This is a genomic window from Streptomyces sp. NPDC041191, assembly GCF_055591945.1.
On sequence record NZ_JBVIZC010000007.1, the window covers coordinates 128337 to 145105 of the forward strand.

At 72.8% G+C, this 16769-nt stretch carries 16 protein-coding genes; 14 read left to right on the forward strand and 2 right to left on the reverse strand.

Going from position 1 to position 16769, the window contains the following annotated elements; all coding sequences use genetic code 11:
• Nucleotides 1–91 precede the first annotated feature (91 nt).
• The 6 genes from ACZ6AQ_RS15785 (at nt 92) to ACZ6AQ_RS15810 (ending at nt 6320) form a co-directional block, all read left to right on the forward strand.
• A complete protein-coding gene (locus tag ACZ6AQ_RS15785; RefSeq protein ID WP_468760315.1) occupies nt 92–1090 on the forward strand; it encodes an ABC transporter permease in 999 nt (332 codons plus the stop codon).
• On the forward strand, nt 1087–2193 hold the full coding sequence (locus tag ACZ6AQ_RS15790; protein ID WP_468760316.1) for an ABC transporter ATP-binding protein: 1107 nt from the start codon (nt 1087–1089) through the stop codon (nt 2191–2193). The genes ACZ6AQ_RS15785 and ACZ6AQ_RS15790 overlap by 4 nt, the downstream gene beginning before the upstream one ends.
• A gap of 8 nt (nt 2194–2201) precedes the next feature.
• The gene (locus tag ACZ6AQ_RS15795) at nt 2202–3380 is read left to right on the forward strand and encodes an ABC transporter ATP-binding protein (protein ID WP_468760463.1); all 1179 of its coding nucleotides are present in this window, start codon (nt 2202–2204) and stop codon (nt 3378–3380) included.
• Between the two features lie 117 nt (nt 3381–3497).
• Entirely contained in the window at nt 3498–4175 is a 678-nt protein-coding gene (locus ACZ6AQ_RS15800) for a trimeric intracellular cation channel family protein (RefSeq protein ID WP_388689122.1), read from the forward strand.
• Nucleotides 4176–4198: 23 nt separating this feature from the next.
• A complete protein-coding gene (locus tag ACZ6AQ_RS15805) occupies nt 4199–5062 on the forward strand; it encodes a thioesterase family protein (protein ID WP_468760317.1) in 864 nt (287 codons plus the stop codon).
• A gap of 94 nt (nt 5063–5156) precedes the next feature.
• Nucleotides 5157–6320: a cysteine desulfurase family protein gene (locus tag ACZ6AQ_RS15810; protein ID WP_468760318.1), complete on the forward strand. Its 1164-nt coding sequence runs from the start codon at nt 5157–5159 to the stop codon at nt 6318–6320.
• A gap of 31 nt (nt 6321–6351) precedes the next feature.
• Here the strand turns inward: ACZ6AQ_RS15810 and ACZ6AQ_RS15815 are convergent, their stop codons facing one another.
• On the reverse strand, nt 6352–7038 hold the full coding sequence (locus ACZ6AQ_RS15815; RefSeq protein WP_468760464.1) for an N-acetylmuramoyl-L-alanine amidase: 687 nt from the start codon (nt 7036–7038) through the stop codon (nt 6352–6354).
• 61 nt (nt 7039–7099) lie between these two features.
• On the opposite strand from ACZ6AQ_RS15815, the gene mnmA reads away from it, so the two are divergent.
• Nucleotides 7100–8242, forward strand: coding sequence for a tRNA 2-thiouridine(34) synthase MnmA (gene mnmA / locus ACZ6AQ_RS15820; RefSeq protein ID WP_468760319.1), 1143 nt, complete (start codon nt 7100–7102; stop codon nt 8240–8242).
• Nucleotides 8243–8290: 48 nt separating this feature from the next.
• Here mnmA and ACZ6AQ_RS15825 read toward each other — a convergent pair whose 3' ends face one another.
• Nucleotides 8291–8998, reverse strand: a complete 708-nt coding sequence (locus ACZ6AQ_RS15825) for an alpha/beta fold hydrolase (RefSeq protein WP_468760320.1) — start codon at nt 8996–8998, stop codon at nt 8291–8293.
• Between the two features lie 97 nt (nt 8999–9095).
• Here ACZ6AQ_RS15825 and ACZ6AQ_RS15830 point away from each other — a divergent pair, with 97 nt between their 5' ends.
• From ACZ6AQ_RS15830 to ligA, 7 genes are all read left to right on the forward strand, one after another.
• Nucleotides 9096–9629 carry an LOG family protein gene (locus ACZ6AQ_RS15830; RefSeq protein ID WP_468760321.1) on the forward strand — a complete coding sequence of 178 codons (534 nt, stop codon included), beginning with the start codon at nt 9096–9098 and terminating at the stop codon, nt 9627–9629.
• A gap of 189 nt (nt 9630–9818) precedes the next feature.
• Nucleotides 9819–10250 carry a hypothetical protein gene (locus ACZ6AQ_RS15835; protein ID WP_468760322.1) on the forward strand — a complete coding sequence of 144 codons (432 nt, stop codon included), beginning with the start codon at nt 9819–9821 and terminating at the stop codon, nt 10248–10250.
• A complete protein-coding gene (locus ACZ6AQ_RS15840; RefSeq protein WP_468760323.1) occupies nt 10247–12055 on the forward strand; it encodes an alpha/beta hydrolase in 1809 nt (602 codons plus the stop codon). Before ACZ6AQ_RS15835 ends, ACZ6AQ_RS15840 begins: the two co-directional genes overlap by 4 nt.
• Nucleotides 12056–12156: 101 nt before the next feature.
• Complete coding sequence (locus tag ACZ6AQ_RS15845) at nt 12157–12627, forward strand: hypothetical protein (protein ID WP_468760324.1); 471 nt, start codon at nt 12157–12159, stop codon at nt 12625–12627.
• A 14-nt stretch (nt 12628–12641) separates the two neighbouring features.
• Entirely contained in the window at nt 12642–13346 is a 705-nt protein-coding gene (locus ACZ6AQ_RS15850; protein WP_468760325.1) for an SDR family oxidoreductase, read from the forward strand.
• Nucleotides 13343–14344, forward strand: coding sequence for a methionine synthase (locus ACZ6AQ_RS15855; protein ID WP_468760326.1), 1002 nt, complete (start codon nt 13343–13345; stop codon nt 14342–14344). Before ACZ6AQ_RS15850 ends, ACZ6AQ_RS15855 begins: the two co-directional genes overlap by 4 nt.
• Nucleotides 14345–14376: 32 nt before the next feature.
• The gene (ligA, locus tag ACZ6AQ_RS15860) at nt 14377–16557 is read left to right on the forward strand and encodes an NAD-dependent DNA ligase LigA (protein WP_468760327.1); all 2181 of its coding nucleotides are present in this window, start codon (nt 14377–14379) and stop codon (nt 16555–16557) included.
• Nucleotides 16558–16769 lie beyond the last annotated feature (212 nt).

Genomic DNA, 16769 nt, shown 5'->3' on the forward strand with positions numbered 1-16769 from the left:
CACCCGCCGCCAGGTCCGAAGGGCAGGTGATGGCCGTGGGCGGCGGCCGGGGGACCCGACCGGGTCCCCCGGCCGCCGACCGGCCGACCGCATGCTTGCATACATAGTCCGGCGACTCCTCGCGGTCGTCGTGATGCTGCTCGTCGTCACGCTCGTGACGCTCAGCATCTTCTTCCTCATTCCCCAGCTGACCGGCAGCGACCCTGCCGCGATGTTCGTCGGCAAGCAGGCGGACCCGGCATCCATCGAGGGCATCCGGCAGAAGCTGGGCCTGGACGAGCCGATCCTGGTGCAGTTCTGGCACTTCGTCTCCGGCATCTTCGTCGGCCGGGACTACGTCGGCGGCGGCGACAGCATCCACTGCGCAGCCCCGTGCTTCGGCTACTCCTTCAAGACCGAGCAGGACGTCTGGACCATGCTGGTCGACCGCATCCCGGTCACCCTCTCCATGGTCCTCGGCGCGGCCGTGCTCTGGCTCGTGATGGGCGTCACCACCGGTGTCGTCTCCGCGCTCAAGCGGGGCACCGTGATCGACCGGGCGGCGATGGTCACCGCGCTCGCCGGCGTCTCGCTCCCCATCTACTTCACCGCCATGCTGGCGATGTTCCTCTTCCGCACCCAGCTCGGCTGGCTGGACGCCAAGTACGTGCCGCTCACCGAGTCCCCGGGCGCGTGGTTCGTCGGCCTGCTCCTGCCCTGGGTCACCCTCGCCTTCCTCTACGCGGCGATGTACGCGCGCCTCACCCGCGCCACCATGCTGGAGGTCCTCGGCGAGGACTACATCCGCACCGCCCGCGCCAAGGGCCTGCCGGAGCCGGTCGTGCTCGGCAAGCACGCGATGCGCTCCACCATGACCCCCATCCTGACCATCTTCGGCATGGACCTCGGCGCCCTCGTCGGCGGCGCGGTCCTGACCGAGACCGCGTTCAACCTGTCGGGCCTCGGCAACGCCGCCTTCAAGGCGGTCGGCGACCGCGACCTGCCGGTGATCCTCGCGGTCACCCTCATCACGGCCGCCTGCGTGGTCATCGCCAACCTCGTGGTGGACCTCCTGTACGCGGTGATCGACCCCCGAGTGAGGCTCGCATGACGGACAACCCGACGAAGACCGGAGCGGCGGTGGGAGAGCCCGTCGCCGCCGGGAAGTCCGCCCCCTCCGACGCCTTCCTCGACGTACGCGACCTGAGGATCCACTTCCCGACCGACGACGGCCTGGTCAAGTCGGTCGACGGCCTCTCCTTCCAGCTGGAGAAGGGCAGGACCCTCGGGATCGTGGGCGAGTCCGGCTCCGGCAAGTCGGTGACCTCGCTCGGCATCATGGGCCTGCACACGGTCGGGCAGTACGGCCGGCAGAAGGCCAGGATCTCCGGCGAGATCTGGCTCAAGGGGCGCGAGCTGCTCTCGGCCGACCCGGACGAGGTCCGCCGGATGCGCGGCCGCGAGATGGCCATGATCTTCCAGGACCCGCTGTCCGCGATGCACCCGTACTACACGGTCGGCGCCCAGATCGTGGAGGCGTACCGCGTCCACCACGACACCGACAAGAAGACGGCGCGCCGGCGGGCCGTCGAACTCCTGGACCGGGTCGGCATCCCCGAGCCCGCCAAGCGGTTCGACAACTACCCGCACGAGTTCTCCGGCGGCATGCGCCAGCGCGCCATGATCGCCATGGCGCTGGTCAACAACCCCGAGCTGCTCATCGCGGACGAGCCGACCACCGCGCTCGACGTGACCGTGCAGGCGCAGATCCTCGACCTGATGCGCGACCTGCAGAAGGAGTTCGGCTCCGCGGTCGTCATCATCACCCACGACCTCGGCGTCGTCGCGGAGCTGGCCGACGACATCCTCGTCATGTACGGCGGGCGCTGCGTCGAGCGCGGCCCGGCCGAGTCCGTCTTCTACGAGCCGCAGCACCCCTACACCTGGGGCCTGCTCGGCTCGATGCCCCGCATCGACCGCGAGCAGAGCGAACGGCTCATCCCGGTCAAGGGCAACCCGCCGAGCCTCATCGACATCCCGAGCGGCTGCGCCTTCAACCCGCGCTGCCCCTACGCGGACGTCCCCAAGGGCGGCGTCACGCGCACCCAGCGGCCCGAGCTGGCTCTCGTCGGAGAGCGCCACCACTCCGCCTGCCACATGCCGCAGGAGGAGCGCACCCGCATCTGGACCGAAGAGATTGCGCCGAAGCTGTGAGCGAGACCATGGAACCCCTGCTCAAGGTCGCCGGCCTGCAGAAGCACTTCCCCATCCGGAAGGGCCTCCTCCAGCGCCGGACCGGCGCCGTCAAGGCGGTCGACGGCCTCGACTTCGAGGTCTACCCCGGCGAGACCCTGGGCATCGTCGGCGAGTCCGGCTGCGGCAAGTCGACGATGGGCCGGCTCATCACCCGCCTCCTCGAACCGACCGGCGGCACGGTCGAGTTCCAGGGCAAGGACATCTCCCACCTCGGGGTGGGCGCGATGCGTCCCTTCCGCCGGGACATCCAGATGATCTTCCAGGACCCGTACGGATCGCTGAACCCGCGCCACACGGTCGGCACGATCGTCTCGGCCCCCTTCCGGCTCCAGGGCGTCGAGCCCGAGGGCGGAGTGAAGAAGGAGGTGCAGCGCCTCCTCGGCCTGGTGGGCCTGAACCCGGAGCACTACAACCGCTACCCGCACGAGTTCTCCGGCGGCCAGCGCCAGCGCATCGGCATCGCCCGCGCGCTCGCGCTCAAGCCGAAGCTGGTCGTGGCGGACGAGCCGGTCTCGGCCCTGGACGTCTCCATCCAGGCGCAGGTGGTCAACCTCCTGGACGACCTCCAGGACGAGCTGGGCCTCACCTACGTGTTCATCGCCCACGACCTGTCGGTCGTGCGGCACGTCTCGGACCGCATCGCCGTGATGTACCTCGGCAAGATCGTCGAGCTGGCGGACCGCAAGTCCCTGTACGAGAACCCGATGCACCCGTACAGCCGGGCCCTGCTGTCCGCCGTCCCGGTGCCGGACCCGCGCCGCCGGGGCGCCGAGAGCGACCGCATCCTCCTCACCGGGGACGTCCCCTCCCCGATCGCCCCGCCCCCCGGCTGCCGCTTCCACACCCGCTGCTGGAAGGCCACGGACCTCTGCAGGACCCAGGAGCCGCCGCTCCTGGAACTCCGTCCCGGGCAGCGCGTGGCCTGCCACCACCCGGAGAACGCCGAGGGCGTGACGGTGCCGGGGGCGAGGGAGTCGGTGGAGATCACGAAGAAGGAGGCCGGGACCGGGACCGGGACGGAGCCCGGGGCGAAGGCGCCCGCCGGGGCGGACGCTCCGGCGGGGACCGGGCCCGAGGCGGACGCTCGGGCGGGGACCGACCCCGGACCGTCGGAGCCCGCCGGGGGCGACGCCCCGAAGGCGTGAACGGCGGGAGGCCCCGTCGCCGCACGGCGACGGGGCCTCCCGCGCGTGCGGGGTGCCCGCCGGGCCCGGAACGGGGCGGGCGCCGGACCCCACGGGGACGACCGGCACAATTGGGCGGTGCTCCACAATCTGTTCACCCCCTCCGTCCAGCACGCCCTCGACCTCGTGGGCATCTTCGTGTTCGCCATCTCGGGCGCGCTCCTCGCCGTCCGGAAGAACTTCGACGTCTTCGGCATAGCGGTCCTCGCCGAGGTCACCGCCCTCGGCGGCGGGCTCTTCCGCGACCTGGTCATCGGCGCCGTACCCCCCGCTGCCTTCACCGACCTCGGCTACTTCCTCATGCCCCTGGTCGCGACGGTCCTCGTCTTCTTCCTCCATCCGGTGGTGGAGCGCACCCAGGCCGCCGTCAACGTGTTCGACGCCGCCGGCCTCGGCCTCTTCTGCGTCACGGGGACGACGAAGGCGTACGACTACGGCCTCGGCCTCACCTCCTCGGCCGCCCTCGGGCTCGCCACCGCCGTGGGCGGCGGCGTCCTGCGCGACGTGCTCGCCAACGAGGTGCCCTCCCTGCTGCGCTGGGACCGGGACCTGTACGCCGTCCCGGCGATCGTGGGCGCGACGACGGTCGTGCTCTGCATCCGCTTCGACGCCCTCAACGCCTTCACGAGCGGCGCCGCCGTCCTCACGGCCTTCGCGCTCCGCCTCCTCGCGATGCGCTACCACTGGCGCGCGCCCCGTGCCTGGAACCGCCGTTCCACCGCCCGTGAGGTGCCGGAGAAAGCTACCGCTCAGTAGCGTCCTGCGGTACCGTCGCACCCATGAGCACGAGCACCGAGACGAACGCCGCCGCGCCGTCCGCCGGGACGAGCGAGTTCGACCGCGACACCGCCGTCACCCTCCGGGAACCCGGTGTCTACGACGCCGACCTCTCCGCCGGCTGGACGATCATCCACGCCGTCAACGGCGGCTACCTCCTGGCCCTGCTCGGCCGCGCCCTCGGCCACCACCTCCCGCACCCCGACCCGTTCACGATCTCGGCGCACTACCTGACGCCGTCCGTGCCCGGCCCCGCGGTGATCCGGACCGAGACCGTCCGTACCGGCCGGACCCTCTCCACCGGCCAGGCGTCGCTCGTCCAGCACGACGAGAACGGCGCCGAGGTCGAGCGCATCCGCGTCCTCGCCTCGTACGGCGACCTCGACGCCCTCTCCGACGACGTCCGCACCAGCGCGACGCCCCCGGCGATGGCCCCGGCCGAGCACTGCTTCGGCCCCTCCGACGGCCCGGCCCCGGACCTCCCCGGCTCCTCCGCCATCACCGAGCGGCTCGACATCCGCCTCGACCCCTCCTGCGTCGGCTGGGCGATCGGCGCCCCCTCCGGCAAGGGCGAGATGCGCGCCTGGTTCGGCCTCGCCGACGGCCGCGCGCCCGACGCCCTCTCCCTGCTCCTCACCGTGGACGCCCTCCCGCCGACCTCCTTCGAGCTGGGGCTGAAGGGCTGGACCCCGACCGTGGAGCTCACCACCCACGTCCGCTGCCGTCCGGCCCCCGGCCCGCTGCGGGTCTCCATCACCACCCGCAACCTGGCCGGCGGCTTCCTGGAGGAGGACGCCGAGGTCTGGGACAGCGCCGACCGCCTGGTCGCCCAGTCCCGCCAGCTGGCCCGGGCCCCGCGCGGCTGAGGCCGTCCCACCGGCCCCGCCCCCCCCACCGGGGCGGGGCGTGAACCGGCCACGCGCCGGGAGCGCCGCGGCGGGCTCGTAGAATCGACCCACCATGGCTTACCTCGACCACGCCGCGACCACGCCCATGCTGCCCGAGGCGATCGAGGCGATGACCGCCCACCTCGCCGTCACGGGCAACGCCTCCTCCCTGCACGCCGCCGGACGGCGGGCCCGGCGGACCGTCGAGGAGGGCCGCGAGACCCTCGCCGCCGCCCTCGGCGCCCGGCCGAGCGAGGTCGTCCTCACCTCGGGCGGCACCGAGGCCGACAACCTCGCCGTGAAGGGCCTCTACTGGTCCCGGCGCGACGCCGACCCCCGCCGCACCCGCGTCCTGGCCAGCCCGGTCGAGCACCACGCCGTCCTCGACGCCGTCGACTGGCTCGCCGCCCACGAGGGGGCCCGGGTCGAGTACCTGCCCGTCGACCACCACGGCCGGGTGCACCCCGAAGCGCTGCGCGAGGCGATCGCCCGCGACCCCGACTCCGTCGCCCTGGCCACCGTCATGTGGGCCAACAACGAGATCGGCACCCTCATGCCGGTCCGCGAACTCGCCGACGTCGCGGCCGAGTTCGGCGTCCCCCTGCACGCCGACGCCGTCCAGGCCGTGGGGCAGGTTCCGGTCGACTTCGCCGCCTCCGGACTCGCCGCCATGACCGTCTCCGGTCACAAGATCGGCGGCCCCTACGGCATCGGCGCCCTGCTCCTGGGGCGCGAGCACACCCCCGTGCCCGTCCTGCACGGCGGCGGCCAGGAGCGGCACGTCCGCTCCGGCACCCTCGACGTCCCCGCCGTCGCCGCCTTCGCCGTCGCCGCCCGGCTCGCCGCCGAGCGGTGCGAGGAGTTCGCCCGCGAGGTGGGCGCCCTCCGCGACGACCTCGTCACCGCCGTCCGCACGGCCGTCCCCGACGCGATCCTCGGCGGCGACCCGGTCGGCCGGCTCCCCGCCAACGCCCACTTCACCTTCCCCGGCTGCGAGGGCGACTCGCTGCTCCTGCTGCTCGACGCGGCCGGCATCGCCTGCTCCACCGGCTCCGCCTGCACGGCCGGCATCGCCCAGCCCAGCCACGTCCTGCTCGCCACCGGCGCCGACCCCGACCTGGCCCGGGGCACCCTGCGCTTCTCCCTCGGCCACACCTCCACCGGGGAGGACGTGGCGGCGGTCGCCGGGGCGATCGGCCCGGCCGTCGAGCGGGCCCGCACCGCCGGCCTCACCTGACCCCGCGCGCCCGCCCCTCCCCGGCCGGGGCTCAGGCGGGCTTCCGGGACGCCTCGCGCGCCCGCGCCGCCGCCCGCTCCTCCGACGCCCTCCGCACCAGCCGCAGGTACCGGTCCCAGTCCCAGTGCGGACCGGGATCGGTGTGGTCGGTGCCCTCCACCTCCACGTGCCCGATGATGTGCTCCCGGTCCACGGGCATCCCGTACCGGGCGCATATGTCGGCCGTCAGCCGCGCCGACCCCTCGTACATCGCCGCAGTGAAGTCCTGCGGCCGGTCCACGAAGCCCTCGTGCTCGATGCCGATGCTCCGCTCGTTCATGTTCCGGTTCCCCGCGTGGAAGGCCACGTCGAGCTCCCGGATCATCTGCGCCACGTGCCCGTCCCTGCGGACCACGTAGTGCGCGGCGGCTCCGTGCCCCGGGTTCTTGAAGACCCGCAGCGCGGACGCGTAACTGCCCTGCACGACGTGGATCACGACCCGGTCGACCGTGTAGTCGTCCGGCCGGTCCGCCCGCCGCCAGTTCGCCCGCGCCGCCGCCGTCCACTCGGCGCCCGCGTGGTCCAGCTCCCCCTCGGTCCGCTTCCTCTGCGCCCCCGGCAGCCGCGCCCAGGCGCGCGCCAGCTCCTCCCGGGCCAGCACCGCCGTACCGACCGCGGCGGCCCCGCCGCCGAGCAGCACCGCCCGCCTGCCCACCGTTCTGTTTCCCTCGCTCCCCATGCCCTGGACAACGCTCACCGCCACGACCGCGGTTCCCGTCGCCACGTACTCTGGTGGGGCTATGACTCAGACCCCGCCCCCGCGCCCCCGCACCCGCCCCCTCCGGGTCCTCGCCGCCATGTCGGGCGGAGTGGACTCCGCCGTCGCCGCCGCCCGCGCCGCCGAGGCGGGCCACGACGTCACCGGCGTCCACCTCGCCCTCTCCGCGAACCCGCAGTCGTTCCGCACCGGAGCGCGCGGCTGCTGCACGATCGAGGACTCCCGCGACGCGCGCCGGGCCGCCGACGTCATCGGCATCCCCTTCTACGTGTGGGACCTCGCCGAGCGGTTCCGCGAGGACGTCGTGGACGACTTCGTCGCCGAGTACGAGGCCGGCCGCACCCCCAATCCCTGCCTGCGCTGCAACGAGAAGATCAAGTTCGCGGCGCTCCTCGACAAGGCGCTCGCCCTCGGCTTCGACGCCGTGTGCACCGGCCACTACGCCACCGTCGTCCTCAACGAGGACGGCACCCGCGAACTGCACCGCGCCTCCGACACGGCCAAGGACCAGTCGTACGTCCTCGGCGTCCTGGACGAGAAGCAGCTCGCGCACGCGATGTTCCCGCTGGGCGACACCCTCACCACCAAGGACGAGATCCGGGCGGAGGCCGAGCGGCGGGGGCTCGCGGTCGCGAAGAAGCCCGACAGCCACGACATCTGCTTCATCGCCGACGGCGACACGCAGGGCTTCCTCGCCACCCGCCTGGGGAAGGCGGAGGGCGACATCGTGGACGAGACGGGCACGAAGGTCGGCACCCACGAGGGCGCGTACGGCTTCACCATCGGCCAGCGCAAGGGCCTGCGGATCGGCCACCCGGCCCCGGACGGCAAGCCCCGCTACGTCCTCGACATCTCGCCCGTGGACAACACCGTCACGGTCGGCCCCGCCGAGGCCCTCGACGTCACCGCCCTCACCGCGATCAGGCCCCGCTGGTGCGGCGCCGCCCCCGAGGGTCCCGGCCGCTACACCGCCCAGCTCCGCGCCCACGGCGGCGAGACGGGGGTGAGCGCGGCGATGGAGGACGGCACGCTGCGGGTCACCTTCGACGAGCCGGTCAGGGGCGTGGCCCCGGGCCAGGCGATCGTGCTGTACGACGGCACGCGCGTGGTCGGCTCGGCGACGATCGCGACGACGGCACGGCGGACGGCGCCCGTCACCGCCTGACGCCCCGGCCGTCCGGCGTCGGGCGCCCGGGGTCCCGCCGGGCAGGGCCTACGGGACCCCGGCCGTCTCCCGCTCCCCGGAGAAGAACCCCTCCAGGACCGGGGCCAGGACGTGCGGGGCCACCTCGTGCGTCTGGCCCGTCAGGGTGCGGTGCCGGGCCCGGGGGAGGGCCGCCGCCAGGGCACGGGCCGCGCGCCGCACCTCCGCGGGGCTCGCGCCCCCGTCCACCACCAGGACCCGCGCGCGGACCCCGGCGAGGCCGTACGCGGGCGCGTGCGTGGTCGGTACGACGGGCCGCGCGGCCCGCGCGGACGCACGGGGCCGCGGGCCGCCCTCCCGCGCGGACGCACGGGGCCACAGGCCGCCCTCCCGCGCGGACGGCTCGTGCGCCGGCACCGGCGGTTCGTACACCGACACCGCCTCCACCGGCAGCCCTGCCGCCGCCGCGGCGAGCGCCAGCGCGCCCCCCGTACCCGTCCCGTGCACGGCCGCGCCCGGCCCCGCCGCCGCCAGGACCGCCGCCAGGTCCTCGATCTCCCGCTCCACGGCGTACGGCCCGCGCTCCCGGCGGTCGTACACCACGACGGGGAAGTGCCGGGCGAGGAGCCCGGCGAGCGGCCGCCCGCTCTCGGCCGTCCCCCGGGCCCCGGCCACCAGGACGAGCGGCGGCCCGCCCCCGTCCCCGTACCGCTCGTACGCGACCGGCGTCCCGTCCCGCGACGTGACGCGTCCCCTGATCCTGCTCACCTCGTCCATGGCAGGGCAGACCGGACCGGCCGCCCCAACTCATCGCCGCCGCGGAACGTTTTCCCGAGCGTCCCGGAAGCCGCAGGTCAGGGCCTACCGTAGGGCCATGAACATCTGCGTCTTCCTCTCCGCGGCGAACCTGGACGAGCGGTACACGACCCCGGCCCGCGAGTTCGCGACCCTGCTCGGCAAGGCCGGCCACACCCTCGTCTGGGGCGGTTCCGACACCGGCCTGATGAAGGTCGTCGCGGACGGCGTCCAGGAGGCGGGCGGGCGGCTCGTCGGCGTCTCCGTCGACTTCCTCGCCCACAAGGCCCGCCCGAACGCCGACGAGATGGTCGTCGCCGGGGACCTCGCGCAGCGCAAGGCGCTGCTCCTCGCCAAGTGCGACGCGATCGTCGTCATGGTCGGCGGCACCGGCACCCTGGACGAGGCCACCGAGATCCTGGAGCTGAAGAAGCACGGCAAGCACCGCAAGCCGGTGGTCCTCCTCAACACGGCCGGTTTCTACGACGGGCTCAAGATCCAGTTCCGGCGCATGGAGGAAGAGGGCTTCCTGCCGATCCCCCTCGCGGACCTCGCCTTCTTCGCGGACGACGGCCGGGCGGCCCTGGCCTATCTGGAGGCGGAGCTGAGCTGATACCCGGCCGGGCGACCCGCCCTCCGCCCCGGCGAGGCGGGCGCGCGTACCCGTGGACGCGCCGCCGGAAGACGAAACGATTGCTCAGAACGGTTCACTCCGGGGTGTTCTCGCGATTGCACGCTCCGTCACTCGCTGCACTACCTTCGCCACGCAGGGAGACGGAATGCGCGGTGATCGGGGGAAGCGGTGTCGTACGCGGAGCGGTGGCAGGAACTGTTCGGGTCGCCCGGCGGCGGGACCGTCACGGGCCTCGCCCCTGCGTCTCAGGGGCCGGGGGCAGGCAGAGGCGCGAACGGCACGCTCCGGCACGGCGGAGGGCCCTGGACCAGTGCCTCCGGAACCGCCGGTGAGCTTCGCACCGGCACGGAGGCGAGCCGATCGGCGCTCGGCCCCGGCCACGAGGGCGTCGAGGCGGGAGCCCCGGGTCTCGCCTCCGTCGCGGCCCTCAAGGACGTGCTGAAGTCCTGGGAGGAACGCCTCGGGGCGGTGCGGGACGAGTGCGAGCGGCTCGAAGGCGCCCTGCTCGCGGTCGCCGGGCAGATGGGCGAGACCGAGACCGCGATCGAGAAGTCCTTCAAGGGCGTGCACGGCGGAGCCGGGACCGGTGGGCGGCGATGACCGGAACCCTCACCTGGCAGCAGCTGCGCGACCTCAGGACCTCCGGACTCACGGAGGCGGGCGACACGTGGCACGCCGTGTCGAACCGTTCGGACTCCGCTCGCGTACGGGTCGACCGGGCGATGTCCGCGAAGCTCCGCGAGACCCAGGAGAGCGAGTCGGCGGAGGCGGCCCTCGGCGGGCTCCGGCGCCTCAGCCGCAACTTCCAGTACCTGCACAGCGAGTGCGGCCTCGTCCGTACGGCGCTCAACGGCCTCGCCGCGGATCTCGCCGAACCGCAGAACCAGGTGAAGCAGGCCCTCGCGGAGGCCGCCGCGCTGAACTTCACCGTCCACGAGGACGGTTCCGTGAGCTACCCGGCGGCCCGGGTCGAGGACCTCACCGGCGCGACGAGGGAGGCCCCGGGCAGCAGCGTCCGGGGCAGCTCCCGCCTCCCGCTGGAACCACCGGGCTTCGGCGCCGGCGGGCCGTCGCCGTTGTACCCGGGCCACCGGGGCTTCACGCCGTTCAACCCGAACGCGGCCAAGGCACAGGACGTGGCGGACCGGATCGCCCGCGCGGTGCGCTCCGCCGGGGAGATCGACGCCCGGTACGCCAGGACACTGAGCGGTCTGCGGGCGGAGAAGGGCCTCGACGTCACCGAGGCCACCCTGAAGGACGTCGCCCGGGACACCGCCGACGTCCGCGGCCGGACCGGCGCGTACCTCGGCGAGGGCGTTCCCGAGGAGAGGAGCCCCGCCGAACGCAAGAAGTGGTGGGACGGCCTGACCGACGAGCAGCGCCAGGAGTACCTGGAGGTCGCGCCCGACCTGATCGGCGGCCTGGACGGCATCCCGGCGGCCGTGCGGGACGAGGCGAACCGGGCCTACCTGCCGATCCTCATCGACGACCTGGCGCGCAGGGGCGGCGACGACGCGCGGACCAGGCTCGACGCCCTCCGCATGCTCCAGGACAGGCTGAGCAAGACGAACGAACCGCCCCTGTTCCTGCTCGGCATCGGCGACGAGGGCAACGGGCGCGCGATTGTGTCCTACGGCAACCCGGACACTGCGAAGAACGTTTCGGCGTACGTGCCGGGGCTGGGCACCAAGCTCGACGGCGAGTTCGTCGAGGACACGATGAAGCGGGCCCAGGACACGGCCAGGGGTGCCCGACGCTTCGACCCGTCCAGTGCCTCGATCATTTGGCTCGGCTACGACGCCCCACAGAACGTGGATGTCATGTCGAAGGGAGATGCCGAGCGAGGTGCTCCCGCGTACAACCAGTTCATGGAGGGGCTCTCGGTGACCAACGGGAACGAGGACCCTCACCTGACCGCGATTGGGCATTCCTATGGCTCCCTCACCGTGGGCACGGCCGCCAGGCAGTCCGGTGGCATCCCGGGCGTGGACGACATCATCCTGCTCGGCAGCCCCGGAGTGGGGGTGGAGAAGGCGCAGGACCTGGGGGTGGGCAAGGAACACGTCTTCGTCGGCGCCGCCGACAACGACCCGGTCACCCACCTGCCGACGAAGGACGAGGCGGCGCTGGGCTGGGCCCTGGGAGGCCCGCTGGGCGTGCTGCCCGCCCGCGACCTCTTCGACGCCGGCGACGACGACGTGTACTTCGGCAAGGACCCGGCGAGCGAGGCGTTCGGCGCTCGCCGCTTCAAGGTCGACGACGGGCCGGGGATGGTCGTGGACGGCGGTGGCTTCGACGCCCACTCCCAGTACTTCACGCCGGAACTGGACCATGAGTCCGCGAACAACATCGGCAGGATTGTCACCGGGCGGCCCGAATTGATCACGACGGAGACACATCGATGAGGCGATCGGGCCTGATGGTCCAACTAGCCGTTGCCATCATTTTGACGAGCGCCGTCGTGACGGGTTGTGGAGGCCAAGACATCGGCGGGAAAGAGGCAAGTATGAACATGCGGGAAGCGGCAGGGCGAGCGGACGCGATGCTGGACGAGACGCTGGGCGCGATCGTCCCCGAGGTCCACTGGGCACATGACACCTGGACCAGTGGAAGCTGCACGGTGACGAGGCGCCGGACCGTGACGACCATCATCTCCGAACAGCGGCGTGGCAGTTTTTTGGGTGTGATCGAGCGGTTCTGGAAGGAGAGCGGATACGAGATCACCGGTGTGAACCGGAGTCGTGAAATGCCGTCCATCTTTGCCAGGACTCCCGACGGCTTCGAATTCGACCTCACTGTCGGCTACAAGGGCCAGGCGTTCTTCGACGTCACCACTCCCTGCGTCCAGAAGGCCGAGGTCGCCGATCCCGTCGGCGCGCCCAACGGTCCCGTCCACCCCTACGGGAAGATCCCCACCCCCCACGTCCACTCCGCCTTCTGGTCCGCCACGACTCCCGCCCCCGCCCCCTCCGCCTGACCGCAGGTGGGAGCATGGCTCCCATGGCTACACATGTGATCACCGGAGCCGGTTCCGGCATCGGCGCGGCCGTCGCCCGCCGCCTCCACGCGCGCGGGGACGAGCTCGTGCTCCACGCGCGCGACGCGGGGCGGGCCAAGGAGCTCGCGGCGCGGTTCCCCGGGGCCCGGACGCTCGTCGGGGACCTGGCCGACCCGGACCGGCTGTCCTGGGCGTTCTCGCACCAGAGCCTGCCCGAGCGGGTGGACGGCCTGCTGCACGTCGCGGGCGTCGTGGACCTCGCCCCGATCGGGGACCTCACCCCGAAGACCTGGCACCACCAGCTCAACGTCAACCTGGTCGCCCCGGCCGAGCTGACCCGTCACTTCCTGCCCCAGCTCCGGGTCTCCCAGGGCCACGTCGTCTTCGTGAACTCGGGTGCCGGGCTCAACGCGCACGCCGAATGGGGCGCCTACGCCGCCTCCAAGCACGGCCTCAAGGCCCTGGCGGACTCCCTGCGCCACGAGGAGCACGCCAACGGCGTCCGGGTCACCTCGGTCTACCCGGGCCGCACCGCGAGCCCCATGCAGGCGAAGGTGCACCAGCAGGAGGGCAAGGAGTACGACCCGTCGCGGTGGATCGACCCCGAGTCCGTCGCCACGGCGATCGTCACCGCGATCGACCTGCCGCGCGACGCGGAGATCAACGACCTCACCGTTCGCCCGGGGCGACAGGCATGAACGACGACACGAAGCTCTTCGGACCCGCCACCGGCGTCGGCTCCCTGCCCGGCGGTGACGCCCGCGAGGCCGCCAGGGCCGCCACCGGCTCCTTCGAGGACTTCCCGTTCCTCCCCGAGCTGCCCGCCCGGGGCCCCGGCGCCGACATGATCGGCCGGACGATCGGGATGCTCGTCGAGCTCTACGCACACGTGGAGCCGAGCGGCTGGCGGATCAGCGACCGCCCCGGCCGCGACACCAGGCGGGCCCGCTCCTGGCTCGGCGAGGACCTCGACGCCCTGGAGGAGTTCACCCAGGGGTACGAGGGCCCGCTCAAGGTGCAGGTCGTGGGCCCCTGGACGCTCGCCGCCGCCCTGGAACTGCGCGGCGGCGAGGCCGCCCTCGGCGACGCGGGCGCCTGCCGCGACCTGACCGGCTCGCTCGTGGAGGGGCTCCGCCACCACCTGGCGGAGCTGCGCAGGCGCGTCCCCGGCGCCCGGCCGGTCCTCCAGCTCGACGAACCCTCGCTCACGGCCGTCCTGCGCGGCGAGGTCCGCACCGCCAGCGGCTACCGCACCTACCGGGCCGTGGACCGGCAGACGGTGGAGAGCGCCCTGCGGGAGGTGATGGCCGTCCACGACGGGCCGGTGGTCGTCCACTCCTGCGCCCCCGACGTGCCCTTCGCGCTGCTGCGGCGGGCCGGCGTCGCCGGGATCTCGTTCGACTTCGGACTGCTCACCGAACGTGACGAGGAGGTGATCGGGGAGGCCGTGGAGGGCGGCACGAAGCTCCTGGCCGGTGTGGTGCCGTCCACCGACGGCCCGTTGTCGGACCCTGGCGGTAGCGTCGTGGGTGTCAGGACGCTGTGGCGCAGGCTGGGGCTGAATCCGGGGACCCTCGCGGAGTCCGTGGTCGTCACCCCCGCGTGCGGGCTGGCGGGCGCCTCGTCGGCCTACGCGCGCGCGGCGCTCGCCCACTGCGTCCGGGCGGCGAAGTCGCTCGCGGACAACCCGGAGTGACCGGGCTTCGAGACACGGGAGGACGGACGAAGGTGGCAGTCGACGAGGGGGCCCCGCCCGCCGGGGCGCGGGAGAAGCACGCCGAGCTGGCGCGGGAGATCGAGGAGCACCGCTTCCGGTACTACGTGAAGGACCAGCCGGTCGTCAGCGACGGCGAGTTCGACGGGCTCCTGCGCTCCCTGGAGGCGCTGGAGGAGGAGTACCCGGAGCTGCGGACGCCGGACTCCCCGACCCAGAAGGTCGCGGGTCAGTACGAGACCGAGTTCACCGCCGTCGAGCACCGCGAGCGGATGCTCTCCCTCGACAACGCCTTCGACGACGAGGAGCTGGCCGCCTGGGCCGAGCGGGTCGCCCGGGACGTCGGCACCCCGGACCACCACTTCCTGTGCGAGCTGAAGGTCGACGGCCTGGCCGTGAACCTCACGTACGAGCACGGGTGGCTGACCCGGGCCGCGACCCGCGGCGACGGCCGCACCGGCGAGGACATCACGCCCAACGTGCGGACGATCGCCGACATCCCGGAGCGGCTGCGCGGCGACCGGATTCCGGCGCTCGTGGAGGTCCGCGGCGAGGTCTACTTCCCGATGGAGGCGTTCCAGGGGCTCAACGCCCGCCTGGTCGAGGCCGGCGACAAGCCCTTCGCCAACCCGCGCAACGCGGCCGCCGGTTCGCTCCGCCAGAAGGACCCGAAGGTCACCGCCTCCCGCCCGCTCCACATGGTGGTGCACGGCATCGGCGCCCGCGAGGGCTTCGACATCGCCCGGCTCTCGGAGGCGTACGGACTGCTCCACGAGTGGGGCCTGCCCACCGCCCGGCACAACAGGGTGGTGAAGACGCTCGACGAGGTGCGGGAGTTCATCGCGTACTTCGGGGAGAACCGGCACTCCGTCGAGCACGAGATCGACGGCGTCGTCGTCAAGCTGGACGAGATCCCGCTCCAGGGCCGGCTCGGCTCCACGGCCCGCGCCCCGCGCTGGGCGATCGCCTGGAAGTACGCCCCGGAGGAGGTCAACACCAGGCTGGTCGACATCAAGGTCGGCGTCGGCCGGACCGGGCGCGTCACCCCGTACGCACAGGTGGAGCCGGTGACCGTGGCCGGTTCCGAGGTCGAGTTCGCCACCCTCCACAACCAGGAGGTGGTGAAGGCCAAGGGCGTCCTCATCGGCGACACGGTCGTGCTGCGCAAGGCCGGCGACGTCATCCCGGAGATCCTCGGGCCGGTCGCGGACCTGCGGGACGGCAGCGAGCGGGAGTTCGTGATGCCGTCCGAGTGCCCGGAGTGCGGGACGCCGCTGAAGCCGATGAAGGAGGGCGACATCGACCTCCGCTGCCCGAACGCCCGGACCTGCCCGGCGCAGCTGCGCGAGCGGCTGTTCTTCCTGGCCGGACGGCAGTGCCTGGACATCGAGCACTTCGGGATGGTGGCCGCGGCGGCCCTCACCCGGCCCCTGGAGCCGGCCGAGCCGCCCCTCGACGACGAGGGCGGCCTCTTCGACCTCACCATCGAGCGGCTGCTGCCGATCAAGGCGTACGTCCTCGATCCGAGCAGCGGGCTGCCCAAGCGGGACCCGAAGACCGGCGAGGAGAAGATCGTCACCGTCTTCGCCAACCAGAAGGGCGAGCCGAAGAAGAACGCCCTGGCGATGCTGAAGAACATCGAGGAGGCGAAGACCCGGCCGCTGGCCCGGTTCATCAACGGGCTCTCGATCCGGCACGTGGGGCCGGTCGCGGCCGAGGCGCTCGCCCGTGAGTTCCGCTCCCTGGAGCGGATCGAGCAGGCGAGCGAGGAGGAGCTGGCGGCCGTCGACGGGGTCGGCGGGATCATCGCGGCGGCGGTGAAGCAGTGGTTCTCCGAGGAGTGGCACCGCGAGATCGTGCGCAGGTGGCGGGCCGCCGGGGTCACCCTGGAGGACGAGGGCGCCGGGGAGGACGAGGGGCCGCGTCCGCTGGAGGGGCTGACCGTCGTGGTGACCGGCACCCTGGAGAAGTTCACCAGGGATGGCGCAAAAGAGTCGCTCCAGCGGCTCGGAGCGAAGGTGACCGGTTCCGTTTCGAAGAAGACCGGCTTCGTCGTGGTAGGCGAAAACCCTGGCTCGAAGTACGACAAGGCCATGCAGCTGAAGGTTCCGGTTCTGGACGAGGAAGGCTTCTCGGTCCTGCTCGAACAAGGGCCGGAGGCGGCGCGGGAGGCCGCGGTGCCCGCCCCCGAGTGACCCCCGGACGTCTCCCGCGGGCGCGGGAGACTTCACTCGTTCGGCGCATACCAGATCGTGACGGGTGACCGGGTCTCATTCGGGCAAGACAAGGAGAGCGCTGCCCGTCGGGGCCCTCGGCGGCCTAGTGTGGTGACCGTGCGTCTCGTCCTGCGCGGCCGCGCGAGGGCTCTGCCGGTCGTGGCGTCAGGACAACCGGGACAACACGGCCC